A 22833-nucleotide genomic window follows, 5' to 3' on the forward strand; every position below is an offset into this window, starting at 1 on the left:
CGGTTCCGGGACGAACGAAGGACAGACATCATGCGTCATCGCGTCGGCGGGCGTAAGCTCCAGCGCACCTCCAGCCACCGGGCGGCCCTGTTCCGCAACATGGCGGCTGCGCTCATCAAGCATGAGCAGATCACCACCACCACCGCCAAGGCCAAGGAGCTGCGGCCCTATCTCGAGAAGCTGATCACGCTCGCCAAGCGCGGCGGCTTGTCCAACCGCCGGCTCGCCCATGCGCGCCTCCTCGACGACACGCAGCTCGTCAAGCTGTTCGATGTGCTGGCGCCGCGCTACGCGGGCCGCGAGGGCGGTTATACGCGGGTCATCAAGGCCGGCATCCGCGCCTCGGACGCGGCGCCGATCGCGATCATCGAGCTGGTCGATCGCGACGTTTCCGCCAAGGGCCAGGATTCCGGCCCGGTCCAGACCGCCGACGAGTTCGACGAAGCGGCCTGATCGGCCGTTCGGAAAGGCGCACGAAAAGAGGCGCGGACCCTTCCCGGTCCGCGCCTCTTTTTCGCTCGTGAAGGTCGGGTCAGCGCGCGTTGCGCGCGAGTTGGATCCGGCCGGTCTTGTTTGCAGCGAGCTGCTGGACCTGCTGGCCGGCCGAGGCGAGCACGTCATCGCGGCAGACCTGGAACGCGATCTGCATCGGCAGGCCCGTGGTCCCCATGTCGCAGACTTGGTTCGCCGCCTTGCGAAGCCGCCGGTCAAGCTTGGCGCGGCCTGCTTCCGTCGCCAGGTTGAGGTCGGCGGTATCGACCGACAGGCTGGCCGTATTCTGAGCAACGGCCGGAGTGGCGGCCAGCAGAGCGGCGCCAGCGAGAGCGGTGAGAGTGCGAGCGAACATTTTCCCTGATCCTGTCTTTTGTAAGGGGTGCGACGCAGAACCTCCGATCGAGGGATGAGGACGATCCTTGGTCCTGCGCCGCTGATCCCGGGATAAGCGAGGGGTAGGCGCTCCGCGCGCCTGGTTCGACCACGCGGCGGCGTGCTTCTGCAAAGCGCCCGGCGCCTCGACAAACCGCCGCTCCGCATCGACAGGCGGGCGGCCGACGCAATTTGCAGGGCCCTGACGGCCAGCGAATCAGCGCGTCGCGGGCGTCCTGGGGGTCGGAGCGGTCGCTCGCCGGGCAAAGTCGGCAAGGTCGCGCAGGACCGGGGCCTTGCGCCGAAACGGGCGGGCGATCGCGATGACGATGCCCACATGGCCGACCCCGGCATAGGTTCGGACGTCGACGGCGACGCCGCCTCGCCCCAGTGCCGCGGCGAGCCGCTCGGCATTATGCGGGTAGACCAGATTGTCCTTGCCGGCGACCAGCAACAGCGCGGGCGGATCGCCCGGCCCGGCATGACTGACGGGCTGCGTCGCGGCCAAGTCGCGCTCTCGGCCGAAAGCGGCTCGCGTGGCGGGATTGTCCAACGGCAGAAAGGAATAGGGTCCGGCGAGGCCGGCAAAGCCGCGCACCGCCTTGGTGTCCTGACCCAGCCACCGTTGGTCGAAGGCCAACATCGCGGCATTGTACGCGCCCGCCGAATGGCCGGCGAGAACGATGCGTTCGCCGTCCCCGCCAAAACGGGCCGCGTTGCCGCGCACCCAGCGCACCGCCTCGGCGCCGTCCTCCAGGAACTGCGGATAGCGGACGTCGGGAACCAGCCGGTAGTCAGGGATCGCGACCAGGAACCCCTGCGCGGCAAGGGCGCGGCCGACGAACGCATAGCCGTCCTTGGCGCCCGATGCCCACGACCCGCCATAGAAGAAGACGATGACGGGGAGCCGCGCGTCGGCCGCCCTGTTGAGCGGCGCGTAGAGATCGAGCCGGCCCCGCGGCCCATCTCGGAAGATCTGGTCGCGAGCCACCTGGGCGACATCCCGGTCTTTCGGGACGATGGCGTTGAAGGTGTTGAGGGGGGAGCAGCTTGCGAGAAGAGCGACCAGCGGCATCAGGAGAAAGCGGAACATGATGGCCAGATAAGGTGTGCAGACCGGCTGGGCGAGAGGCGCAACGCTTGTGCGCCCGCTTCGTTAGCCCGCCCGAAGGAGATCGAAGATGCGCGACAATAGCGGGAACGGAAAGGGCAGCAACAATGCCGGCAACCCCACGCTCAAGGAGCATGAGCGCGCAAAGGGCGTCAGCGGAGAGGCGATCCAGGGCGAGAAGAAGTCCAAGGGATCGAACCGGCAGCGGACCGAATCGCGCGAAGGCTCAAACTAGGAAGGTGGGCGGGCACTCCCAGACCGAGACCGCCCGCCCCCAACCGCAAGCCGCTACCTAGCGGCGATAATCGTCGTAATCCCGGTCGGGACGCTGGCGGATCGCGCCTTCGAGGTTGCGCTCGAGATCGGCCAGCGAGCGACGGAGGACCGGGGCGACCACCGTGAGCTGCCGCATCAAATCGGCCGTCTTCAAGGTAAGACCGCGCACATCGTCTTCCACCCGCTCTTCGAAAAACGGATCGTCGCGCCCGGCGACGTCCGCCACCGTGTCGTTGCGGTGCGCCCGCGCGGCCGGGTCGATCGCCTGAATGACGCCGCCGATCGGCACGTTCAGGATCGCGCCGACGGCGCTCCCGAGGCGGTCGCCGGCTTCTTCCACATCATAAGGATGCGGCAGGCTGCGGACGATCTCCTCGTCCATCTCCTCCGGGAAGGTGGCGGACGACTGGGCCGAGGCGGCAGCCGGCAACGCACAGGCGATCGCAGCGGCGAGGACGAGTTGACGCATAAAGGCCTCCTTGGCGAAACGGGCGCGACTCAACAACGCGCCTTATAGCAAATCGTTCGCCTTATGCCTTTATGGCCATGAGCCTTGTCTGAACGGCCTTCAGCGGACCGTGAGCCACACCAGGGCGGCCGCGCCGGCGACGATCCGGTACCAGGCGAAAGGGGCGAAGCCGTAGCGGGTGACGATGCCGACGAACGCCTTCACCACCACCAGGGCGACGATGAACGACACGAGCGCGCCGAGACCGATCTGGCCGACGAGGTCCGTCGTGATCTCGTCGCGATGCTTGGCGAGCTGCAGGACGGTCGCTCCGGTCAGCGTCGGGACGGCCAGGAAGAAGCTGAACTCTGCGGCGGTCTTGCGGTCGACGCCCAAGCTCATCGCGCCGAGGATGGTCGCGCCCGAGCGGCTGACCCCCGGGATCATCGCGAGGCACTGGACCAGGCCGACGCCGATCGACTGACGCAGGCTGACGCCCGAAACGCCTCCCGCGTCGACCGGCCGAGCGAAACGCTCGACCACCAGGATCGCGATCCCGCCGATGATCAGCGCCCAGGCGACGACGATCGCATTCTCGAGCAACGCCTCGATCGGATCGTTGAAGATCAGGCCGATCACGACCGCCGGGAAGAACGCGACGAGGAGATTGCGGACGAACGCGATCGACGAAGGCTCGCGCCGGAACAGGCCGATCAGGACATCGCGGAACGTGCGCCAGTAGAGAACCAGGATGGCCAGGATCGCGCCCGGCTGGATCGCGATGTTGAACAGCGCCCAGCGCTGCGCTTCGAAGCCGAGCAGCTCTGTGGCGAGGATCAGGTGCCCGGTCGAGGAGACCGGGAGATATTCGGTCAGCCCTTCGACGATGCCGAGCAGGATGATGGTGAGGACTATAGAAGCGGTCATGTGACATATTACCTTGACCGCTCATTTTGAGGAGGAACTGAGCGAAGTCGAAGGCCCGTCTCGAAGGAGCGGGTGCGTCCTTCGAGACGCCGCTTCGACTGCGCTCAGCGGCTCCTCAGGATGAGCGGTGTTTGCAGATTGGCTCAATAAGGCTGCTTGGCGGCGAAGCGGCCGTGGTTCCGGTAGCTGGTCAGCCATCCTTCGGACACGGCTGCGAGCGGGGTCGGGCGGACGCCGAAAGCGTCCAGGGCCAGCGCGCCGGGCGAGACGACGCTGTCCCGCTGCAGCATCAACCACTGTTCATGAGTGATCGGAGCTCCAGGCATCCAGCCGAGCCCGAGCGCAATCATCTTCGCGATCGGATCCGGGACGTCGACCAGGGCCCGGCGATGCCCTGTGGCCTCCCGAATGAACTCGATCAGCTCGCGCATGCTCATCACTTGAGGCCCGCCCAGCTCGTACGTCTTGCCGCCATGGTCAGCCGGGTGAAGCGCCGCTTGTGTCACTGCCTTGCCGACATCGGCCGCGTAGACCGGCTGAAAGCGGGTGCGGCCGCTCACCACCGGCAGCACCGGCATCATCCGCATCATGCCCGCGAAGCGGTTGATGAAATTGTCCTCGCGCCCGAACACGATCGAGGGGCGGATGATCGCGGCCGACGGGAATACGCCCTGGGTAACGCGCTCGCCTTCCCCTTTGGTACGGCCGTAGCGGCTCTCGCTGGCGGGGTCCGCACCGATCGCGGAAATGTGGACAAGGGAGCCGACGCCCTGCTCGGCGCAGGCTTCCGCCACGTTGCGGGCCCCGTCGACATGCAACCCCTCGAAATCGCCCCTGAGAATGCCGACCAGGTTCACGACGGCGTCGCTGCCCTTGATCGCCGCGCGCACCTGCTCGGGGTTACGGATATCGGCTGCAACGAATTGAGTCTGCCCGAGCGCGCCGAGCGGCTTCAGGAAAAAAGCCTTGCGTGCATCGAATTGCGCGATCCGCACGCGAGCCCCTGTGCGGTAGAGCGCCTGCGCGACATAACGGCCGACAAAGCCGCCGCCGCCGAACAAGGTCACCACTCGGAAATTCTCTGAAAACATCGATATGCCCGGCTGAGGATCGGCGGCCTCTTGCCCGCTCCGCCCCGCGTTGACAAGCAGCGCCGGCCCCGTCTAAGCGCCGCCCCCTACCGCAAGTTTGCGCTCTGTGCCCAGGTGGCGGAATTGGTAGACGCACCAGCTTCAGGTGCTGGCGCTCGCAAGGGCGTGGAGGTTCGAGTCCTCTCCTGGGCACCATTTCAACGTTCGCGAGCGTCCGTCAAAGCTCTACAAAACTAAGGTCTTCTACCATTTTCTCCTGCGACGCGGTTGCGGGTGCTCGCCCTTGTTCGCCCACGGCCGCACCGAAATGGGGGCGCTTTTGGGGGCCTTTTTCAGAGGGACGGAAATGGCGCTTACGGACGCGGCCATCAGAGCGGCGAAGCCCAAGGATCGGGATTACAAGCCCGCCGATGCCGGCCGCTGTACCTGCTGGTGACAGCGACGGGCGGGAAGCTCTGGCGTCTCAAGTATCGGGCGCACGGCTCGGAGCGGAAGCTTTCGTTGGGAAAGTACCGTCTGTCACACTCGGGGCTACCGGCAAGGCTCGCGCGAAAGCGGCGGCGGGGGAGCACCCTGCGGCTAAAAAGGGGTGCGATCGAGTTGCTGCGAAGCTGGCGGCGGGGACGACATTCGGTGCGATCGCGGTCGAATACATCGGCAAGGCGGAACGCGAGGGCCGCGCGCCCGCAACAATGTTTAAGCTGAACTGGGCACGCAATTCGCTCCAACCCGCCATCGGACACCGGTCGATTGATCAGATTGAGCCACATGAGTTGCTCGCCGTGTTACAGCGACAAGAGCGGCAGGGGAATCTGGAGACAGCGGCCGACGCGGGCGTTCGCCAGCCGAGGCCTCGCTATGCTGTCGCCACGGCGGGCGCCAAAGCGGATCCGGCGGGGCTTTTGCTCGGCGCGATCGCTTCGCCGCAACCGAAGAACCTGTCGGCTATTGTGGAACCAAAGAGGGTGGGCGAGCTGTTGCGGGCCATCGATGGCTATAGCGGAACGCCGATCACTCGGCTGGCGCTCGCCCTGTCGCCGCACGTGTTCGTTCGGCCCGGCGAGCTGAGGCAGGCCGAGTGGAGCGAGTTCGATCTAGATGCGAACGTCTGGCGCATTCCGGCCTCCCGCATGAAGAAGCGCCGGGAGCACGTTGTTCCGCTGTCTCGCCAGGCACTCGCAATCCTAGCCGAGTTGCGAGGGCTGTCTGGCCACGGCCGGCTCGTTTTTCCGGCTATGGGCAAGCGGGACCGGCCGATGTCTGGAAACACGGCGACGGCGGCGCTCCGTCGGATGAGCTTCGGTGCAGATGAGAAGACCGCGCAGGGCTTTCGCGCAATGGCAAGCACGCTTGAAGCCGAAGTGTACGCCCCCCCCCCAAGGAAGGGGGATAGAGGGACATCGGGCGCTAGAGTAGTCGCACCCAAGCAGGCTTTGGTCTGTGGGGCGTCCGGTTCATCCCCCGGACGCCCCTATTGCGAGCCGGCTCTGGGAGCTGGGAAGCCTGCACGGACCAAGGGCGGATGAAGGGTGCTTGGGGTGCACGGGCCGGCTTTGCTGCCCGCAAAGGGGATCGGTGATGCGCAAAATATCGAAGGTGACCGGGATTGCGTCCTATTGTGCGCTGTTCGGCGCCTGCGCGCTGGGCAGCGGCATGGCACCGCTTTTCTGCGGCGGTGCTGATCCAGAAGGGCCGACTGCCCTGGGGCAAGGAGTCGCGAGCGGCCCAGAGGAAGGCTGGTTCTTGCTGGACAGCGGGTTCGGATACGAAGGGTTTCCTACCTTCTACCGGCTGGACGGCGGCGTCGTCTCCGAGTTGATCTTCCACGCGTGAAAGTCGCGCGGCAATTGCGCGGGAGGGCTGCCGAGGTTAGGACATTCAAAAATAATGCTCCGGGATCAAGCTTTTGCGCGACGTGGCGATGCCTTCCGCCGACCTTGCCCGCCGCGCCTTTGACGGGATCGCGGCGATGAAGGTTGCGCCTGACGTCGGGGCGCTTTCGGCTACCGCGGGCCGGCTGTTCGGGGAGATAGGCCTGCCTTCCTTTGCGCTAACCCGCTTCTTCGCACGCGACCGCCAACCCGATGCGGCCGTGATCAGCGGCGACTTCAACGCGTCCTGGTCGAAGCGATACATCGAGCGGCGCTACGTCAGCTCCTCCTCCATCGCGCGCGAGATGCTGCTTACCTCGCGTGCCTATTCTTGGGACGAGGTGATGCGCCGACGCCCGGTTGACGCGGCCCAGGTGCAAATTCGAAATGAAGCTGGCGAATGCGGTCTGCGAACCGGCTTGTTCACTCCGGTCGGCTGGCATGACGGGAGCTATAGCGCGGTAGTTCTGGCCGGCGCAGATTGCGACCTGGAAGACGGCCTGATCCGCACTTCGGCCGAGATCCTGTCTGCCTATTACGGGTCGGAGCTGCGCCGATTGATCTCTCCGGCCGCCAGCGCCCGGATCGCGCTGAGCGCCCGTCAGCGCGAGTGCTTGGCTTGGGTTCGTCAGGGAAAGAGCTCTGGCGTGATCGCCGACATCCTTGGATTGTCCTCCGACACCGTGGAAGAGCATATCGCCGCCGCCTGCGCCAAGCTCGGCGTCAGGACGCGCGTACAGGCAGCGGTCGAAGCCTGCATGCTGGGGCTGATCGATTAACGGGCGCGCCCTGCACAGGTGTCCGTGATCCGCACGAGACGGGTCGGAGCCGCGTTGCTGACCGACGTTACAGCTCGAAGACATAGCCATTCATGCACGGCTTGATGCCCGGGCTGTCCGAGCCGTCGGAGCCGAGACCGGCGAGTGGGGGCTGTTGGGGCCGCTCCGCGTGGCACCGATACCGAACATTCCCGAAGCCGTCACATGAGCGGCAACCAGCGTTGTGGCTAATGTGATGGCGGCAGCGGCGCTGGGCCGCATAGATCGATCAGGGTGTCGGCGCGCCTTCCCCAGCAGGCGTGATGCTGTGTAGGGCTAGGCGGAAGCGAAGGACGCTGTTGGCCGGGATCGGTCCGCTGGCGCGATCTCCATACCCCAGAGCAGGTGGTATCCAGACAATCCATTCATCTCCCGGGCGCATAAGCTTCAATGCCTCGGTGAACCCAGGAACGAAGCCGTCCACTGCCCCGGTTATCGGCGTTCCGCGCGCAAAGCTGCTGTCGAAAGTCTCGCCCGTTACCAGCTTTCCTTCGTAGTCGAAGCTCACGACGTCGCGTCCGGTCGGGTGCCGCCCCGCTGCCGCGCCAGAGCGAACGACGAAATACTGAAGCCCGCTCGGTGTCGTCACCACATTTTCTGCGGCCGCGTTACGAACGAGAAAGTCAGGACCCGGTGCTGTCGTCGGCGGCGTCGGAATGTCAGGCACGGCGGCGCATGCACTGGTTAGCAATACAAGGAGAACGGCGAGGATTGGTTGGGTCATGGCATCTGGATAGCAGAGAGCCGGGAGATGGAAACGCTGTAACCGCGTTACCTATTGCGTGGGGATCCTGAGGAAACCGGCGTCTGCCTGCCACGTTCAGCAACGATCGAGAACACTTGGGTGATCAGAGCGGTTCTGCACACCCGACGCGTCGCTCGCTACCGAGCGTCAGTTCGGCTGCAAGCGAATATTTTTTATCTGACATTCCGTCAGAGCAGCCCGGCTCCGGCGTAACCCGAAGCTCGAAGCGACGCCCCTCAAGCGTGCCGGACCAGCTACCGCCCCCTCGCGCGACGCTAGCTCGCGTCCATACCCGTGTACCGTCTTGGTCATCCGGGTGCGCATAGGTGACGCAACGGCCTTCGATGCTCGCGCTCCAGAAAGGCTCGGTGCCAGCAGCCCTCAGCCGCGCGCCGCCCAGCGCTTTGCCGTCCTGGGTCATGCACGGACTCACCTTGGTGCCGGACGATTGGTCCAGCTTTGTCTTTGCGGCGGCGATTGGATCGCCAGCAGCGGGTTCTTGACCGGCTGATGAGGCGCTCTGTGGGGCGGCTGCGGCATTTGGGGTGACGCTGCCCGTTTCTGCGCTAGCATTCGCCTGGGCAGGGGAATCAGCGCCGCGCAAATCATCGTCGCTGTTGCTTGCAGGCACTACACCGTCCCCACTGCCGCACGAGGTGAGCGGAAAGAGGGCGAACACTAATAAGGTTGCGCAACTCCGCATGTTGGCTCTCCTCGAGAAGATCGCCGACGTTGACACATCTTCTGAGCTAACGCCATGAGCGGCTCGTACCCCGAAAGGTGGCGACAGGCGTTCTACGTGGAAGCCAATGTAGTCCGGAGTGCTTGGATGTCGATTGACGACTCGATTATCGATACGCCGGATGGCCCGATGACCTGGGCCGAATGGAAGAAGAAGCACCCGATCCAGATACCGTCCCGCCGCACCAGAGGTAAGAAGCTGCCTGTCAAGGTTAAGCGCTTCACCTCCGAGTGAAAGCCACTGTGACGCGCCTGTGCTGCATTGGCTAGCGGCGCATCTCGTCATCGTTATCTGCCAGCCCGTCATGGGCCGGGGAAATTGGACGGTATTCGAACTTCTGCTCGGCCATTGTGGTAGCCATGATCTGGAACGCTTCGTCCTTCTCCGCGAGGTCAACCGCTACTTCCAGCCCCTCCAGCTTGGCGTGGAGCCATAGGCGTCCGTATTGATCTACCGTCAGCGAAAAGGGCTCGGTGCGAGCATTCTGATTGCGCTCAGACCGGCTCACCCGCCTGCCTTCTGTGGGATCGCAAACACTCAGGCAGCTTTTTGCAACGCGGTGGCGTCGTCATCGGGAGTGTGAGGGATGTCTGCACCGCACTTAGGGCACCAGGCATCGTTATGACGGAGCACCCGATCAATCAGGTGCTCCGACTTATGACCGTTCCCACACGTCAGCTCCAGCTTGGATCGATCGAACATGTGCGTACCCTTTAGCAGAAGCCCCGGAAGAAGCTGGCCTACGCATATGGGCACGCTACGATCAGTTCAGTAGGTCGCGCATGCCCAACCGTGTGAATAAGCTATGAGCCGCCATCGCTCGTCCGGCTCAACATATCCCGTCTTAGCGGCTCGGGCGCCTTCTCTTCTCGGCCCCGTACCTGCTCACGAATTTCGTGCAGAAAGCGTCTCCGCTAGTCGCCCCCCACACTCGGAAGGGCCGGCTAACCAGAGATCGGCTTGAACTCACCTCGCCTTTTCAGCTCCTGTCGCAGCTTGAAGGCATCACGTGTGAGGTCCTGCCACTCGCGACGAGGCGTTGAATAGTTAGCCAGAAACTGAGCGATGATCTTGATGTCGTCTGGAATGGACGAGATTCGAACCCGCGACATGGAAACACCCTGATAAGCCAGCCGGATCCATTCGTCCGAGGCTTTGCAAAAGGCTTCCAACTCCATTCGACAAGACGCGGCAATTCGTCTGCAGACGCCTTGCTTGAAAGCTGGGGCGCTTCTCCTTTGCTCCTTTGCGCACGGCCGCGGGAAATGTCCGCTTTCCACCCTAAGCGGACGTTCAACGGACGCCTGGTTTGGGCGCTTAGCCGCTTTCCTCATCGCCACGATCGGAGAGGTCCAGATCAGCGTTTCGACTTAGCTTGAAGCCGCACCAAGGGCAGTATCCTATCTCTATGATGCTCGCCCCGCAGCCGTCCTCGCCGTCGCGGACGAAAAGGCGAGGCCGCCCCTTAGTTCAGCGATCATCGCGTCGGGGCAAGCGGCTCGATCAGCATGCAATTCGCATTTCTGGTTTCGCGCATTAGCCCACACGATGCCGGCTCCTAAGCCTCCGACATTTCGTCAAGATAGTCGGTCTCGACGAGCGACACAGGGTCCGCATCCTCACCACTAAGCTGGCACAACGCCGTGCTCGTTACAGCAAAACGACCATCGCTCAATTCTTCAATCTTCATGCAGTCGGACAGCCGGGCGAGGGCGGCATTGCGCTCATCTCGGGGTTCCAGGCGGGGCCCCGCGCTTCCTCCAAGGCAACGTTCATTCATGGTCTGCCACTATGTTTGCCCTAAGGACGACCGAACAAATTGATACGGTTTGTTGGCGGTCAGGGGAGGCGCTTAGTAGTCTGGGCTGGCGACGCAGCTTGGCAGCAGCAACAACAAGCTACTTCCCCAGTGCTGAAGAGCACAGGCTTAACATAGAGCAGTAGAGTTCGATCTTCATTCGGCGTTTGGCGTAATCCTGTGCAAATCGGAGGCGTAGCTGCTGTTGAGCTCCGTTCACTCGTACCTATGGCCTTGCATCGGTAAGGAATGCGGTGCACGCTCCTGTAATCAGTTATCTGGTCGGCCGTGTGCCGCTTGGCAAAACGCCTGTTTTCCGGATGCTAGGGGGAGATGTTCATGCTGAAGAGGACCTTGCGAGTCGCGGTGCCTTCCATCGCCGCTATTTGCGCCCTTGCATTCGTGGGCCATCGCGCGACCACTGCAGCGGACCATAACGAGCCAGCTTCCCGCACCGAGGTCGGAGTTGATCCGACGCCGGACCGCGCCGCGGATCTTGCCGATGTCTATGCGTTTCACGACGCGAACAATCTGGTCCTGGCGATCACCTTTGCAGGGCCCGCAGCCATCAATCTTCCGGCTGTCTATGACCCCAACGTGCTCTACCGGATCCACCTGTCCACAGACGGCAACCGGGCCACTACCGAGATTCCGATCGACATCCGGTTCGGCTTCGACGGCACCAATCCGGGCGTGCAGATCAAAGGCCTGCCGGATATTCCCGTGATCCAAGGCCCTGTTGAGACTACATTCGGCCAAGGCGGCTACCTCATCCGGGCCGGACTGTTCGACGATCCCTTCTTTTTCGACCTTCAGGGCCTGCGCGAAACCCGATCTACCGGGGCACTGCGGTTCAACAACATGCGAAGTTCCTTCGCCAACGCCAACATTACGGGCGTGGTGATCCAGATACCGCGGATCCGGATCGAGAACGGCAATAACCAAATCGACGTCTGGTCCGAGGCCGGACGGTTCGGGGGGCAGCTCTGATGCGCAAGCAGCTTCATCTCGTGCCCCTGGCGGCCACCTTCGCCCTCAGCTTCGCGCTTGCCGGGTGCAGCGGCGGCAACAACGACACAAGCTCGCCGACGCCGACGCCGCCCATTTCCGGTCCGGCGCCAACTCCGGCGCCAACCCCGGCCCCCACGCCAACGCCTACCCCAACGCCCGGCATCACGACCCTGAGTGTCACAAGATGCCTTACCCAGGAGGTTGCGCCGGGCCGCAGCGTCGCCAGCCTCGTCGTGCCCGACACTTTGCAGTTGAACCTGAACGCGCCCGCCGGCTTTCCCAACGGGCGGCGACTTCAGGATTCGGTGGTGGACATCACCTTGGCCGCGCTGTTGCTCGATCTGACCCGGCACTCGGCCGGGACCTTTGTCGGACTTCCGCTCAATCCGCCCGCGAACGACCGGCCGTTCCGCGCGGAGTTTCCCTTCATTGCGCCGCCCCAGGGCAACCCGCCCATCGCGTCGGGCGCCGGCAGCAACTTCCAGTTCCGGACCGATCCGGCCAGCGCCTACGTGCGGGTCGATCGCACCGGCTTCCCGGCGACTTCAACCGCGCTCATTTCGAACGCGCAGAAGCTTCCGTTCAACGACGCCAGCCCGCCTGACGACGTCACCGGCCGCTTCGTTCCAGACATGTCCGCCACTCTGGCGACCCTGGCGACACAGCTCGATGACGATCTGAGGGCCGCGGGCCTGACACCCTGCGCCACTCCGGGCTGAGCGGAGCGGGCGCAAGGTCGGACCGCATGGAGAGCATGCAAGGTCATCTGCTTTCCTTACCGCTGGCCCGCTGGTCAGCGGTGTTCGTGGCGGCGGCGCTGTTCTTGCTGGCGATCGAGCGCAGCTTCGGCGCACCTGAATGGCTCGGCCTGAAACGGGGCGGCGGCTATACCGATCTTGCGCTGACCGGCATCGCCCAGGATTATCCCCGCGCCCTTGCTCAGGCCGACTACCACCTGGCCAGCGTCAACGACCGCACCCGTACGATGTCCGGCGATTGGCTGATGCACAATATCTCGGCCCGCGCTTGGCTGACCCGCGCACGTCTGACCGGCTCCTACGAGGACCATGCGGCGGCGAAGCGGTCGCTCGAGCAGGCATTCGCCGTCGCATCGCCCGGAACGGGGCCGCATCTCACCGGCGCGGTGCTTGCTTTCTCTATGCATCGGCTGCCCGAAGCCGAGCGCTACCTGGACGCGATCGGCCGCTATGCCGTCCCGCCGGATCGCGAAGAGCAGGCGGAGGTCACTGCAATTCGCGGCGACATCGCACTCTATCGCGGGGACTACGGGGGCGCGCTCGCCCAATATGATGCCGCCGATCGATTGGCTCCCGGCACGTCGGACTTCCGGCGGGCCATTTACCTCAGCTTCACCGGTCGGCCGGTCCTTGCCGAAGACTATTTCAACAAGGCCGAGCGAGCGCTCCAGAATCCCACACGCCACGCCCGCGGCACACTGGAGTTGCAGCGCGGGATTCTTGATCTGGACCGTGGCCGTCTGGACGACGCGCTCGCCCATTTCCGCCGCGCGAACGAGATCTTTCCGGGCTTCTGGCTGATCGAGGAGCATATCGCCGAGGTGACCGCGCTCAAGGGAGACCCGGGCGCGGCGCAGACGATGTATCGGGACATTGTGCGCCGGACCGGCCACCCGGAGTTCATGGACGCGCTGGCCGAGGTCGCAGCGGCGCAGGGCGACCGCAAGGCCGCCGAACACTGGTTCAGCAGGGCCGAAGCTGCGTGGACCCAACGCTTGCAAGCCTTCCCAGAGGCTTCCTACGGCCATGCCATCGACCATTGTATCGCCAAGGGCGACTGGCCGTGCGCCCTCTCGCTCGCCCGGCGCAATCACCAGGCCCGTCCCTATGGCGCCGCGAAGATCGCCCTGGCCAAGGCACTTCTCGGCAGCAAGCGGACTGCCGAGGCACGCGCCGTGATCGACGCGGTCTTGGCCACGACGTGGCGCACCGTCGACCTTCACCTTACCGCTTCGGAAATCTATTCCGCGCTCGGCCTCGCGGGCCCTGCTGCCGAACAAAACCGGCTGGCCCGCGCGCTCGCAATTTGAATTCAGCCCCGATGTGACCGCTGCCTGCTACGCATCTTTCGTCTAGTGGTCGCTGATCAACGGGCAGCTGCCCGGATCAGAGCACGTCGCCGAACATGGACCAGAGCAGCGCGAACCAGGCGATCAGCACGATGATGCCGGCGAGCCACAGGTAGCTGCCGAGCCTTTCGCCCAGAGTAGGCCGTTCGTCGTCGTCATGTCTCATGCTTGTTGGCCTTTCGACGGCCAAGCAGGAGGCCGCGTTCGAGCCGCAGCCGGAGGGCTGCGTAATAATCGCGGAGAAAGGCTTCGTCCTCCTGGTCGGCGCTGATTCCTGTCTTCGCCCGGATGGCGGCCGCTACGGTGGCCATGCCTTGCGGGTTGCGCGCGCGAAGGACGCCTTCCAGCGTTTGCAGCTCGTAAATACCGTAGGCCGCGAGTTGGGCTTCGGAGAAGCGCGCGGGCGGCTGCTCGGGCTCGGACAGAAGGTCAAGGCCCAGCTTGCGCTTGGGCGCGTGGATCACCCAGGTGCCGGCCAGCAAGTCACCGATGCGGAGCCGATCGCGATTGAAGAAGGGGAAGAACAGGAAAATGCCGGTCCAGATAAGGCCAAGCAGCCAGGCGGCGCTTTCCACCCCGCTTTCCGCCGCCTCGGAGGCGAGGAACGAGATCGGCAGGAAGAATTCGAGTTCACGCATCAGATTCCGGGCGATCACAGCGTCGGCGGTGAGCTGGCCGCCATTGCGGGCGACGACCCGCAGGCCGACGATGCGCTTGCCGAAGGTTGCTGCACGGGGGCTCATCTCCGCCAGGATGAAATAGCCGTTGCGGATGAAGAAGAAGCCGAGCAGCCAGAGCGCGAGGGCGATGTTGCCGGCTGTCTGGATGCCTATGCTGAAGGCGCCGAGCAGGATGCTCACCGTCAGGATCAGCAGCGATCCGACCATGAACAACAGGTCCAGCAAAAAGGCCGATACGCGCTCGCCGGCACGGGCCAGTTGAAGGTTCAGCGCGACGCCTTCCGGTGTGACCAGGGTCCTGGCGGTCTTGGTCGGCACGGAGCCGAGGGCCGCCTCAGCCATGAAGCGGTGACCGGGGCGCGTAGTAATAGAGGAGCCAGATGATCAGGGCGGCCGAGCCGATCCCATAGCGGGCAAGGTCGCTCGTGATCTCCTGCCGGCCGACGCCTTCCAGCAATCCTGCGGCAAGGAGCATCAGCACAACGCCCGACATCGCGACGGCGGAAGTCCGACCGGCATGGCTGGCTGCCTGAAGCCGGGCCCGCTCGCCCGGGAACACCACCGCCCATCCGATTCTGAGCCCCGCGGCGCCGGCCAGGATGATGGCGAAAAGCTCGGTCGTGCCGTGAATGAAGAGCCAGCCGCCAAGCTCGAGCCCGAGGCCGCGGGAGCTGAACAGGGCCACAAATGCGCCGAGGGTCAGGCCGTTGTAGACGAGCAGCATCGCGGTCGGCAGCCCGAAGGCGAAGCCCAGCGCGAAACAGAAGATCGCCACGCGGCTGTTATGGCTGAACAGAAAGGCGGCGAACGCCTCCAGCATCTGGTTCTTGCCGCCGCCATCATAGAGTGTCGAACGAAGCGAAGCGGCGGAGGAGGTGAAATCGCGGCCCCCGGCCAGCTCTGCGGGCACGAACGAACCGAACCAGGCCGGATCGTTCTGGACCAGCAGGAAGCCGACCACCGCGCCGAACAGGAGCAGCAGGCATGCGACCAGCGTCTCACGCCAGATGCTGCGGACCGCGAGCGGCCAGTCGTCCCGAAAGAAACGCTTGAGCCGGGTCCAGGCCGAACTTCTGACCCCGTAGACGAAGAAGTAGGCGCGGGCGCAAAGGCCCTCGAGATAGGTGACGAGTTCGAGGTCCAGCGAAGTCTCGCGCGCGACCGATAGGGAGGACAGGGCCGAGCGGTAAAGCAGCGGCAGTTCCAGCAGATCGTGATCGCTGAGCGCGCGCGCCGACTTCTTCTCGACGGTGGTGAGCAGGGCCTCGAGCCGCCGCCATTCCTCCTCGCGGTCCGCCCGGAACCGCCGGGCTGCGGCGGAGGCCGTCATAGCGAGCCCCGCCTTTTCAAGCGAAGGTAGTTTTCCATCACTGCGGACCCTGCAGTGTCGTGCTGCGTCTCGATCACATGGGCGCCCAGCCGGCGAAGCCTCGTCAGGACCAGCATGCGCTGGCGAAGCAGGCCGGCGGCGGTGACGGACCGGACCACGTCCTGCGGTTGCGTCGGCTCGGCGGAGGCCAGCGCCTCCAACTCCTCATCGTGCATCGAGACGAAAAGGACGAGGTGGCGGCTGAGCAACGGCTTCAGTGCGGCCAGCATCAACTCGGCGCTGATCGTATCCGGGAAATCGGTGAAGATGATGATCAAGGACCGGCGCTGCAGCCGGGCGGCGAGGGTCGACAGAGCGAGCGTATAGTTGGTCTCGTTGGACGAATAGTCGATCCGCGCCGCGACCTGCTGCAGCAGGGCGAAGGAGCGGCCGCCGGCGACCGGGTTGGTCGCGACGCGCGGGCGGGAATCGAAGCCGAAAAAGGAAACGCGGTCGCCTTCCTTGAGCGCCACAAAGGCGGTCAGGAGCCCTGCCGAGATCGCCCGGTCGACGCGCGGCACACCTGCGATCGGATCCCCCATCGCGCGGCCGGCATCGATCGCCAGAACGATGTTGTTGTTGCGCTCCGTGCGATATTCCTTCGCCATCAGATTGGTGTGGCGGGCGGACTGCTTCCAGTCGATCGAGCGCCGGTCCATGCCGGGCTTGTATTCCGTCAGCGCCTCGAATTCCGAGCCTTCGCCGACCTGCAACTGCGCCGCCATGCCGTGCATCGCATCGCGGTGAAGGAGCTGGGCGCTCTTCTGGCGCACCGGACGAATGTCAGGTGTGATCAGGATGTGAGCCGCGAGCAGGGCCTCTTTCTGTCGCCAGACGAGCCCGAGGGGACCGCGCCAGCGCATCCAGAGCTGGCTCAGTTCGGCCTGGCCGCGACGTTCAGGGACGAACTCGAACGACGCGTCGCCGATTCCTTCGATCATGGTGACGGAGCGGCGGTGGCCGTCCGTGCCGGCGAGCAGGGGGCTGTTGTCGATCGCGACCTCGATCGAGGGGGGCCCGGTAACCGGCGCCCGCACCTCGACGGCGATGGCGAATGGCTCGCCGACACCGATTGCACGGGGACCCGACCATTGGGCGCCCACCGCATCCGCCGTAGCCGCGGCAAGCGCGTCGACACCGCAGAGCAGCAACAGGAGCAGGAGCAAGGCCAGCCCGGCGAACCAGTATTGCGGAACGGCGACACCGATCGCGAGCGAGATCGGCGCGAGCGCCGCCGCGATCAGGATCGAGCGCCGAGCCGGGTAGATCAACGCGGCGCCTCGACCTGCTCGATCAGCCGCGCGATCACGCCTTCCACCGGTCTGCCCTCGATCTCCGCGGCAGGAGACAGGATGACCCGGTGGCGCAGGACCGGCGCGGCGAGCGCCTTCACATCGTCCGGGATCACATAATTGCGCCCATCGAGCGCTGCCCGCGCCCGGGCTGCTCCGGCCAGCATGGCGGCGGCGCGGGGAGAAGCGCCGCCTTGAAGGTCCGCCGCGTCGCGGGTCTGCCGGACCAGCCGGACGACATAGTTTACCACATCCTCCACCATCGGCACGGCCGCCACGACCTGGCCGGCTCGAACCAGGGTGTCGCGGTCGACCAGCGTCTCCAGGTGCCATGCTTCCGGACGCGGCGCCCCGAAACGTGCGCCATGCTCCTGGACGATGCGGCGCTCCTCCGCCTCGCTCGGATAGGCCATCTTGTGCTTGAACAGGAAGCGATCGAGCTGCGCTTCGGGGAGCGGGTAGACGCCCTGCTGCTCGATCGGGTTCTGGGTCGCGATCACCATGAAGCGATCGGACAAGGGCAGGGTCTGGCCGTCGATGGTGACGGCGCGCTCCTGCATGGCTTCCAGCAAGGCCGCCTGTGTCTTGGGCGGCGTACGATTGATCTCGTCGGCCAGGAGGATCTCGCAGAAGATCGGGCCGCGGGTCAGCGTGAACGCGCTCGTCTGGAAGTTGAACAGGTTGGACCCGACAATGTCGCCCGGCATCAGATCGGGCGTGAACTGGATGCGCCCGAAGCCGAGGCCGAGCACGCGGGAGAAGCACTGGACCAGGAAGGTCTTGGCCGTTCCCGGCGGACCTTCCAGGAGAACGTGGCCGGAGGCGAACAAAGCCACGAGCATCAGCTCGATCGCCTCGTCCTGCCCGACGATCGCTCGTCCGACCTCCGTGCGAATGCGTTCGGCCAGTGCTTTCACGTCATCGATCGTCAACGGGCCATATCCTTTTTCCATTGGAACAGGGCGCGCGCGGCCCCGAGCAGAGTCTCCGGATCGCCGGCGGCGCGGACGGCTGAGGCCAATTCGCTGAAGCGAGGCGCGGCGGGCGGCCCGATCCGGTCCAGATAGGTTTCCAGCTCCGCGCCATTCAGATTGGCTGGAGCGCCTGCATCGCGCACCGCCGCGTCGCGGACCACATCGGCATAATGGCTCCCGACGCGGTGCTCGCGCCGAGCGAGGCGGACAAGGCCGGCGCTGTTGTCCACGAGCGCCGCTTTGCCAAGGGCGATTGCACGCTTCTCGTGGGCCCTCGGTCCGAACGAGGCGACGCCATGCAGGGCCGCCAGCAAGCCGGCGATCAGCAAGGCTGCCGTGAGCGCCAGGAAGGGCGGCTCGAAGGCGAGCCTCAGCATGCTTTGTTGCTCCCCGAACCCGCTCAGGGTGAGGTCGAAGATCACGGATTCGGCGTAGTTGACGTTGAGCTGATCGATCAGGGCGAGCGCCGCAGCGGCCCGCTCGCGCTCGCGAAGCCCCTGGTTGTTGAGGAGGTCGGGATCGGCGAGGATGTAGAGCTGATTTCGGTCCGAGAGGCGGGCCAGCACTGCCGCACCGCGGGGGCCGGCGAGCAGCGGTTCCAAGCCTTCGCCGGCGACGGTCTGCACGATCTCGCTGGGTGCCGCCACCTGGAACCCTTCCATGAAGCTCTGTCCGGCCAGCGGGCTGCGCGAGGCTGGGGATTGCTCGATCCTGAGCTCCAGCCAGTCAGGAAGAGCGTTGCCGACCGAGGAAGCGGGAGCTGGCCCCAGCTTCGTCACCCAGGATCGCCGCAGCGGCTGCGCCTGGACCTGCCATTTCGGGAGCACCAGCAAAGTGGCCTTGGCGCTGCGACGTTCGAGCAGTTCGGTGAGCCCCGATTGTTCCGTGCGCTCATTGATGGTGACGATCAGCAGATCCTCGCTTTCGCCTGCCTCCTGATCGCGAGCGAGGAACGTGTCGCCTCCGCTCAGTTCGATCAGATCGGCCAGGCCCTTGTAGCCGACCGCGGAGACCGAGAGCGCGTGGGCCAGACCGTCCCGGCCCGAGCGGAAATTGCCGGCGTAAGCCGTGAGCACGAGAAAGCCGATAAAGGCGAGCAGGCCGCCGCAGACCAGCCCCGCAATCAGGCGCGGGTTGAACGGCTGGTTGGACGTGCTCCCTTTCACCGGGCCCAGGCTCCGGCAAAGGCGAACGCTTCATAATTCGCGCGGCATTGTTCCCAGTCCGGCCGGGCGAGGCGCCTCCCGCCGAACAGGCTGCGCTCCACCAGCAGAACGATCGACTGGAAAGCCCGCCGGGGCTCGTCCGGAAGATCGGGCGCGGAGGCGATATCGCGGCTGGTCAGCGCCGGCTGCACCAGTTGCGGGCGGCGCGCGTCGATATCCTCGATGCTGCGGAACAGCAGCAGATGCGCGGCCTCGTCGAAGCGCCCGTCCGCCGCGAGCCTGTCGGCCTCGGCGAGCAGGGCGCGGGCGGGGCCTTCCTGCGGCCGCCATTCACTCGTGCCCGCCAGGGTGCCACTTCTTCGCCAAGGCCAGCGCTCGCCCGCCAGGCGCTTCGCCAACTGATAAAGGAGATACAGAACCAGGGCGACGAGGCCGATCCAGAACAGGACGCGCAGCACCGGCCAGATTTCGACGATCGTCTCGATCAGCGACTTAAGCCAGGCGGGCGGCGGCTCCGGCCGGAAAGGCTCCATGGTGAACTGGATATCCTTGTCGGCCAGCAGCTGGCGATGCGCCTCGTCGAACGAGCGGGGCGCTCCCTCCTCAGCCGATCCTGCCACGGGCACCGACGCCACTCATCCCCCTTGGCGCCGCTGGCGCCGCGCTTGTGTAAGCGGGCCTGCGATGCGCAGGCAAGCACAACCTCCGGTAATCGGGCACAAAAGGCGGCTGGACAGGGCGCTCTGCGTTGGAAAGGATTGGGGCCGGACCGATTGGGAGATCATGGTGGCGACGTTGGCGGGAGATGTTCCGAAGATCGAAGTCGGCCGCGTGGTGCAAAACGGGTTCGAGGTGCTCACCCGGCAAATCGGCCCTTATCTGTTGCTCAGCCTGCTGCTGAGCGGAATCCCGAACGGCTACATGAACTGGTCGACGCTGCAAGCGGTGGAGGGCGGCGAGGCTTCGTTCGCCTACTCATCGCCCGTATTCTGGTCGGCCTGGCTCTTCGCGATCGTCGGCGGCTATCTGCTGCAGGCCGTCATCGTCCGCTCCTCGATCCTGCAGCTCGGCGGCGCTCCAGTCGACATCGCGGGCAGCCTCATCAACGCTTTCCGCCTCCTTCTGCCGATGATCGGCCTTGCCATCTGCAGCTGGTTTCTGGTCGGGATCGGGATGATGCTGCTGATCGTCCCCGGCATCATCATCTACATAGCATTTATCGTGAGCGTGCCCGTGCTGGTCGAGGAAGGGGGCGTGTTCCATAGCATGCGGCGCAGCCGGGAGCTCACCCGTGGGTCGCGCCGCCGCATATTCCTGATGCTTCTTCTGTTCCTCGTCGCTTATCTCATCGCCTGGACCGTGACTTCGGCGATCAGCACGGCCTTTGGGGTGGACGACAGCGCAGCGGCCCAATCGCTGCTTCAGGGCGCCTCGGCGGCATTGATGACTGTGTTGGGCTCAGCCATGGCCGCCTCACTGTACTTCGAGCTCAGGTCGGTCAAGGAAGGTGCGACAGTTCAAGGTCTTGCCGATGTCTTCGCCTGATCGGTGAAAAAGCCAAAATGGGGGTAGTCTTCTCAACTTTGACGTATATCCTTCTACGCGAACAAAATTTTCGGTAGGGTTACGTTCATTTCGAGTCGGGGCTCGACTTGGACAAAGGGGACTTTGAAGCCGCGGTTAGGCGGCTGATTGGGGCAGACCGGGCTAATGCTCTGGTCTGAAAGAAGAAAAGAACCGGGGGGTAAGTGAATGCTCGAGAAGAGCTCTTGGACTGTTTTGGCTTTTGCGGCCGCCGGCGTGTTTCCGGCAGGCGCCATCCAGGCGCAGACTCAACCCAACATCCCACAGCCTCCGACCCGTGAAGAAATCCAGCGCGCTCCGGTGCGGGAAACCACGCCACGAGCGCCGCGGCTGACCGTCGAAGGCGGCATCGAGCGGGCGCCGTGCGCTCTCGCCGACCCGCAATATCAGAATATCCGCTTCACTGTCCGCTCCGTCGCTTTCGACGATCTGCGGGGGCTTGCCGCGGCCGACCTCAGTCCGGCCTATGCGCAGTTCGTCGGCACGGAGCAGCCGGTTTCGGTGATCTGCGAGATCCGCGATCGCGCGGCGACCATATTGCGCAACGCCGGCTACCTTGCGGCGGTCGAAGTGCCCGAGCAGCGCATCGCCGAGGGCAACGTCCGCTTCCAGGTGCTAATGGCCAAGCTGGTCGGCCTGCGTGTGCGCGGCGATGCCGGCCGGGCCGAGCAGACCATCGCCGGCTACCTGCAACGGCTGACGGAGCAGCCCGTTTTCAACCGCTTCGAGGCCGAGCGCTACCTGCTGCTCGCCGGCGACATTCCGGGCTATGACGTTCGCCTGTCGCTGCGTTCCGCGCAGGCGGGTCGCGGCGAGGTGATCGGCGAAGTGGCGGTGCTGCGCATCCCCGCCGAGGTCGATGCCAACATCCAGAATTTCGGTTCCAGGGACCTGGGCCGCTTCGGCGGGCTCGTCCGCGGGCAGTTCTACGGACTGACCGGGCTCGGCGACCGCACCAGCATCGCGCTCTTCTCGACCGCGGACTTCCAGGAGCAGCAGACGGTTCAACTCGGCCACGATTTCCGGGTCGGCGGCGAGGGGCTGACGCTGTCCGGCCAGTTCACCTACGCCTGGGCCGAGCCCGACCTGGACGATCCCAATCTGCGCGTCCGCGCCCGGACGCTGCTCGCGACGGCCGAGGCGAGCTATCCGTTCCTGCGCAGCCAGAAGGAGACGATCCGGGGCGCGCTGGGGCTGGACCTCGTCAATCAGCGCGTCAGCCTGAACGGCCTGCCGATCACGCGCGATCGCCTGCGCGTCGCCTTCGCCCGAGTCGACATGGAGACGGTGGACCAGGGCAGCCTCAACGGCTTTGGCGGCTATTCGGCCGCCGAGCCGCGCTGGCGGGCGGCAGGCTCGTTCCAGGCGCGGCGCGGAGTCGACATCTTCGGCGCTAGCGAGGATTGCGGCGTCAACTTCGCGCGGTGCAGCGCGGTCGGCGCGGTTCCGCTCAGCCGGCTGGAAGGCGATCCCACCGCCACGGTGTTCCGGGGCGAGGTGTTCAGCGAGTATCGGCCCGCGCCGCGCGTCACGTTCGCACTCGGCGTACGCGGTCAATATGGCGCCGATCCGCTCCTGAGCTTCGAGGAATTCTCGGCCGGCAATTATACGGTGGGACGCGGCTACGATCCGGGCAGCCTGCTCGGCGACAGCGGCGTCGGCGTGCAAACGGAAGTGCGCTTCGGCAGCATCCTGCCGACCGCGCTCGATCGTCCGTCGGTCCAGCCCTACCTGTTCTTCGATGCGGCGCGGGTCACCAACAAGGACCGCCTGACCTCTGACGAGAACAACAAGCTCTATTCGGCCGGCGCTGGGCTGCGCGGCATTTACCGCGGCGCGACGATCGACGTCGCCCTTGCCGTTCCGCTCAAGCGCGCGGGCGTCCTCATGGAGGAAAAGCCCGATCCGCGCCTGCTCATCTCCATCTCCACTCGTCTCTTCCCCTGGAGCTTCTGA

General features: G+C 65.2%; 28 protein-coding genes and 1 tRNA gene. 13 read left to right on the top strand and 16 right to left on the bottom strand.

Annotation, left to right across the window (positions count from 1 at the left end; translation table 11 throughout):
• Positions 1 to 30: 30 nt before the first annotated feature.
• A complete protein-coding gene (rplQ, locus tag VF631_RS01485; protein ID WP_431848491.1) occupies positions 31 to 453 on the top strand; it encodes a 50S ribosomal protein L17 in 423 nt (140 codons plus the stop codon).
• 79 nt (positions 454 to 532) lie between these two features.
• On the opposite strand, the gene VF631_RS01490 is transcribed toward rplQ, so the two are convergent.
• Together VF631_RS01490 and VF631_RS01495 are read right to left on the bottom strand one after the other, a co-directional pair.
• On the bottom strand, positions 533 to 847 hold the full coding sequence (locus VF631_RS01490; RefSeq protein WP_431848492.1) for a UrcA family protein: 315 nt from the start codon (positions 845 to 847) through the stop codon (positions 533 to 535).
• 237 nt (positions 848 to 1084) lie between these two features.
• Positions 1085 to 1960, bottom strand: coding sequence for an alpha/beta hydrolase (locus tag VF631_RS01495; protein ID WP_431848493.1), 876 nt, complete (start codon positions 1958 to 1960; stop codon positions 1085 to 1087).
• Positions 1961 to 2048: 88 nt separating this feature from the next.
• Here VF631_RS01495 and VF631_RS01500 point away from each other — a divergent pair, with 88 nt between their 5' ends.
• The gene (locus VF631_RS01500) at positions 2049 to 2213 is read left to right on the top strand and encodes a hypothetical protein (RefSeq protein ID WP_431848494.1); all 165 of its coding nucleotides are present in this window, start codon (positions 2049 to 2051) and stop codon (positions 2211 to 2213) included.
• A 57-nt stretch (positions 2214 to 2270) separates the two neighbouring features.
• On the opposite strand, the gene VF631_RS01505 is transcribed toward VF631_RS01500, so the two are convergent.
• The 3 genes from VF631_RS01505 to VF631_RS01515 form a co-directional block, all read right to left on the bottom strand.
• Positions 2271 to 2723 (bottom strand): hypothetical protein, encoded by a 453-nt coding sequence (locus VF631_RS01505; protein WP_431848495.1) that lies wholly within the window; start codon positions 2721 to 2723, stop codon positions 2271 to 2273.
• A gap of 99 nt (positions 2724 to 2822) precedes the next feature.
• A complete protein-coding gene (locus VF631_RS01510) occupies positions 2823 to 3629 on the bottom strand; it encodes an undecaprenyl-diphosphate phosphatase (protein ID WP_431848496.1) in 807 nt (268 codons plus the stop codon).
• 143 nt (positions 3630 to 3772) lie between these two features.
• Positions 3773 to 4720, bottom strand: coding sequence for a complex I NDUFA9 subunit family protein (locus VF631_RS01515; protein ID WP_431848497.1), 948 nt, complete (start codon positions 4718 to 4720; stop codon positions 3773 to 3775).
• Positions 4721 to 4828: 108 nt separating this feature from the next.
• Between VF631_RS01515 and VF631_RS01520 the strand changes: the two genes are divergently transcribed.
• The 5 genes from VF631_RS01520 to VF631_RS01540 all read left to right on the top strand — a co-directional run bounded on the left by VF631_RS01520 (position 4829) and on the right by VF631_RS01540 (position 7370).
• A tRNA-Leu gene (locus VF631_RS01520) sits at positions 4829 to 4915 on the top strand.
• Positions 4916 to 5152: 237 nt separating this feature from the next.
• Complete coding sequence (locus VF631_RS01525) at positions 5153 to 5425, top strand: hypothetical protein (protein ID WP_431848520.1); 273 nt, start codon at positions 5153 to 5155, stop codon at positions 5423 to 5425.
• Complete coding sequence (locus tag VF631_RS01530; RefSeq protein ID WP_431848521.1) at positions 5359 to 6246, top strand: tyrosine-type recombinase/integrase; 888 nt, start codon at positions 5359 to 5361, stop codon at positions 6244 to 6246. Before VF631_RS01525 ends, VF631_RS01530 begins: the two co-directional genes overlap by 67 nt.
• Positions 6247 to 6298: 52 nt before the next feature.
• Positions 6299 to 6553 carry a hypothetical protein gene (locus tag VF631_RS01535; RefSeq protein ID WP_431848498.1) on the top strand — a complete coding sequence of 85 codons (255 nt, stop codon included), beginning with the start codon at positions 6299 to 6301 and terminating at the stop codon, positions 6551 to 6553.
• Between the two features lie 88 nt (positions 6554 to 6641).
• A complete protein-coding gene (locus VF631_RS01540; protein ID WP_431848522.1) occupies positions 6642 to 7370 on the top strand; it encodes an autoinducer binding domain-containing protein in 729 nt (242 codons plus the stop codon).
• Between the two features lie 268 nt (positions 7371 to 7638).
• Here the strand turns inward: VF631_RS01540 and VF631_RS01545 are convergent, their stop codons facing one another.
• On the bottom strand, positions 7639 to 8076 hold the full coding sequence (locus tag VF631_RS01545) for an FKBP-type peptidyl-prolyl cis-trans isomerase (RefSeq protein WP_431848499.1): 438 nt from the start codon (positions 8074 to 8076) through the stop codon (positions 7639 to 7641).
• Positions 8077 to 8983: 907 nt separating this feature from the next.
• On the opposite strand from VF631_RS01545, the gene VF631_RS01550 reads away from it, so the two are divergent.
• Complete coding sequence (locus VF631_RS01550) at positions 8984 to 9130, top strand: hypothetical protein (RefSeq protein WP_431848500.1); 147 nt, start codon at positions 8984 to 8986, stop codon at positions 9128 to 9130.
• A 31-nt stretch (positions 9131 to 9161) separates the two neighbouring features.
• Here the strand turns inward: VF631_RS01550 and VF631_RS01555 are convergent, their stop codons facing one another.
• From VF631_RS01555 to VF631_RS01565, 3 genes are all read right to left on the bottom strand, one after another.
• Positions 9162 to 9404: a hypothetical protein gene (locus VF631_RS01555; protein ID WP_431848501.1), complete on the bottom strand. Its 243-nt coding sequence runs from the start codon at positions 9402 to 9404 to the stop codon at positions 9162 to 9164.
• Positions 9405 to 9840: 436 nt separating this feature from the next.
• The gene (locus VF631_RS01560; protein WP_431848502.1) at positions 9841 to 10074 is read right to left on the bottom strand and encodes a hypothetical protein; all 234 of its coding nucleotides are present in this window, start codon (positions 10072 to 10074) and stop codon (positions 9841 to 9843) included.
• Positions 10075 to 10454: 380 nt separating this feature from the next.
• Positions 10455 to 10586, bottom strand: a complete 132-nt coding sequence (locus tag VF631_RS01565; RefSeq protein WP_431848503.1) for a hypothetical protein — start codon at positions 10584 to 10586, stop codon at positions 10455 to 10457.
• Between the two features lie 447 nt (positions 10587 to 11033).
• On the opposite strand from VF631_RS01565, the gene VF631_RS01570 reads away from it, so the two are divergent.
• The 3 genes from VF631_RS01570 to VF631_RS01580 are packed head-to-tail and all read left to right on the top strand — an operon-like array spanning position 11034 to position 13773.
• Positions 11034 to 11684 carry a hypothetical protein gene (locus VF631_RS01570; RefSeq protein WP_431848504.1) on the top strand — a complete coding sequence of 217 codons (651 nt, stop codon included), beginning with the start codon at positions 11034 to 11036 and terminating at the stop codon, positions 11682 to 11684.
• Entirely contained in the window at positions 11684 to 12424 is a 741-nt protein-coding gene (locus VF631_RS01575) for a DUF4331 family protein (protein ID WP_431848505.1), read from the top strand. Before VF631_RS01570 ends, VF631_RS01575 begins: the two co-directional genes overlap by 1 nt.
• Positions 12425 to 12450: 26 nt before the next feature.
• Positions 12451 to 13773, top strand: a complete 1323-nt coding sequence (locus tag VF631_RS01580) for a tetratricopeptide repeat protein (protein ID WP_431848506.1) — start codon at positions 12451 to 12453, stop codon at positions 13771 to 13773.
• Positions 13774 to 13849: 76 nt separating this feature from the next.
• Here the strand turns inward: VF631_RS01580 and VF631_RS01585 are convergent, their stop codons facing one another.
• The 7 genes from VF631_RS01585 to VF631_RS01615 are packed head-to-tail and all read right to left on the bottom strand — an operon-like array spanning position 13850 to position 19928.
• Complete coding sequence (locus tag VF631_RS01585) at positions 13850 to 13978, bottom strand: hypothetical protein (RefSeq protein ID WP_431848507.1); 129 nt, start codon at positions 13976 to 13978, stop codon at positions 13850 to 13852.
• Complete coding sequence (locus VF631_RS01590) at positions 13968 to 14834, bottom strand: RDD family protein (RefSeq protein WP_431848508.1); 867 nt, start codon at positions 14832 to 14834, stop codon at positions 13968 to 13970. Before VF631_RS01590 ends, VF631_RS01585 begins: the two co-directional genes overlap by 11 nt.
• Positions 14827 to 15822, bottom strand: a complete 996-nt coding sequence (locus VF631_RS01595) for a stage II sporulation protein M (RefSeq protein WP_431848509.1) — start codon at positions 15820 to 15822, stop codon at positions 14827 to 14829. The genes VF631_RS01590 and VF631_RS01595 overlap by 8 nt, the downstream gene beginning before the upstream one ends.
• The gene (locus VF631_RS01600; protein WP_431848510.1) at positions 15819 to 17132 is read right to left on the bottom strand and encodes a DUF58 domain-containing protein; all 1314 of its coding nucleotides are present in this window, start codon (positions 17130 to 17132) and stop codon (positions 15819 to 15821) included. Before VF631_RS01600 ends, VF631_RS01595 begins: the two co-directional genes overlap by 4 nt.
• Complete coding sequence (locus VF631_RS01605) at positions 17129 to 18085, bottom strand: AAA family ATPase (RefSeq protein WP_431848511.1); 957 nt, start codon at positions 18083 to 18085, stop codon at positions 17129 to 17131. The genes VF631_RS01600 and VF631_RS01605 overlap by 4 nt, the downstream gene beginning before the upstream one ends.
• Positions 18082 to 19293 carry a hypothetical protein gene (locus VF631_RS01610; RefSeq protein WP_431848512.1) on the bottom strand — a complete coding sequence of 404 codons (1212 nt, stop codon included), beginning with the start codon at positions 19291 to 19293 and terminating at the stop codon, positions 18082 to 18084. The genes VF631_RS01605 and VF631_RS01610 overlap by 4 nt, the downstream gene beginning before the upstream one ends.
• Positions 19290 to 19928, bottom strand: coding sequence for a DUF4129 domain-containing protein (locus tag VF631_RS01615; protein WP_431848513.1), 639 nt, complete (start codon positions 19926 to 19928; stop codon positions 19290 to 19292). The genes VF631_RS01610 and VF631_RS01615 overlap by 4 nt, the downstream gene beginning before the upstream one ends.
• Positions 19929 to 19977: 49 nt before the next feature.
• Here VF631_RS01615 and VF631_RS01620 point away from each other — a divergent pair, with 49 nt between their 5' ends.
• A complete protein-coding gene (locus tag VF631_RS01620) occupies positions 19978 to 20838 on the top strand; it encodes a YciC family protein (protein ID WP_431848514.1) in 861 nt (286 codons plus the stop codon).
• Positions 20839 to 21072: 234 nt separating this feature from the next.
• Positions 21073 to 22833 (top strand): ShlB/FhaC/HecB family hemolysin secretion/activation protein, encoded by a 1761-nt coding sequence (locus tag VF631_RS01625; RefSeq protein WP_431848515.1) that lies wholly within the window; start codon positions 21073 to 21075, stop codon positions 22831 to 22833.

The organism is Allosphingosinicella sp., from assembly GCF_036387615.1.
Taxonomy (GTDB): Bacteria; Pseudomonadota; Alphaproteobacteria; order Sphingomonadales; family Sphingomonadaceae; genus Allosphingosinicella.

Bases quoted from the DNA above. Each gene is read 5' to 3' on its own strand.
- VF631_RS01575 (WP_431848505.1), top strand. From the start codon at position 11,684: ATGCGCAAGCAGCTTCATCTCGTGCCCCTGGCGGCCACCTTCGCCCTC.
- VF631_RS01500 (WP_431848494.1), top strand. From the start codon at position 2,049: ATGCGCGACAATAGCGGGAACGGAAAGGGCAGCAACAATGCCGGCAAC.
- VF631_RS01515 (WP_431848497.1), bottom strand. From the start codon at position 4,720: ATGTTTTCAGAGAATTTCCGAGTGGTGACCTTGTTCGGCGGCGGCGGC.
- VF631_RS01595 (WP_431848509.1), bottom strand. From the start codon at position 15,822: ATGACGGCCTCCGCCGCAGCCCGGCGGTTCCGGGCGGACCGCGAGGAG.
- VF631_RS01535 (WP_431848498.1), top strand. From the start codon at position 6,299: ATGCGCAAAATATCGAAGGTGACCGGGATTGCGTCCTATTGTGCGCTG.
- VF631_RS01565 (WP_431848503.1), bottom strand. From the start codon at position 10,586: ATGAAGATTGAAGAATTGAGCGATGGTCGTTTTGCTGTAACGAGCACG.
- VF631_RS01560 (WP_431848502.1), bottom strand. From the start codon at position 10,074: ATGGAGTTGGAAGCCTTTTGCAAAGCCTCGGACGAATGGATCCGGCTG.
- VF631_RS01505 (WP_431848495.1), bottom strand. From the start codon at position 2,723: ATGCGTCAACTCGTCCTCGCCGCTGCGATCGCCTGTGCGTTGCCGGCT.
- VF631_RS01540 (WP_431848522.1), top strand. From the start codon at position 6,642: ATGCCTTCCGCCGACCTTGCCCGCCGCGCCTTTGACGGGATCGCGGCG.
- VF631_RS01585 (WP_431848507.1), bottom strand. From the start codon at position 13,978: ATGAGACATGACGACGACGAACGGCCTACTCTGGGCGAAAGGCTCGGC.
- VF631_RS01590 (WP_431848508.1), bottom strand. From the start codon at position 14,834: ATGGCTGAGGCGGCCCTCGGCTCCGTGCCGACCAAGACCGCCAGGACC.
- VF631_RS01580 (WP_431848506.1), top strand. From the start codon at position 12,451: ATGGAGAGCATGCAAGGTCATCTGCTTTCCTTACCGCTGGCCCGCTGG.
- VF631_RS01510 (WP_431848496.1), bottom strand. From the start codon at position 3,629: ATGACCGCTTCTATAGTCCTCACCATCATCCTGCTCGGCATCGTCGAA.
- VF631_RS01620 (WP_431848514.1), top strand. From the start codon at position 19,978: ATGCGCAGGCAAGCACAACCTCCGGTAATCGGGCACAAAAGGCGGCTG.
- VF631_RS01550 (WP_431848500.1), top strand. From the start codon at position 8,984: ATGTCGATTGACGACTCGATTATCGATACGCCGGATGGCCCGATGACC.
- VF631_RS01495 (WP_431848493.1), bottom strand. From the start codon at position 1,960: ATGTTCCGCTTTCTCCTGATGCCGCTGGTCGCTCTTCTCGCAAGCTGC.
- VF631_RS01570 (WP_431848504.1), top strand. From the start codon at position 11,034: ATGCTGAAGAGGACCTTGCGAGTCGCGGTGCCTTCCATCGCCGCTATT.
- rplQ (WP_431848491.1), top strand. From the start codon at position 31: ATGCGTCATCGCGTCGGCGGGCGTAAGCTCCAGCGCACCTCCAGCCAC.
- VF631_RS01490 (WP_431848492.1), bottom strand. From the start codon at position 847: ATGTTCGCTCGCACTCTCACCGCTCTCGCTGGCGCCGCTCTGCTGGCC.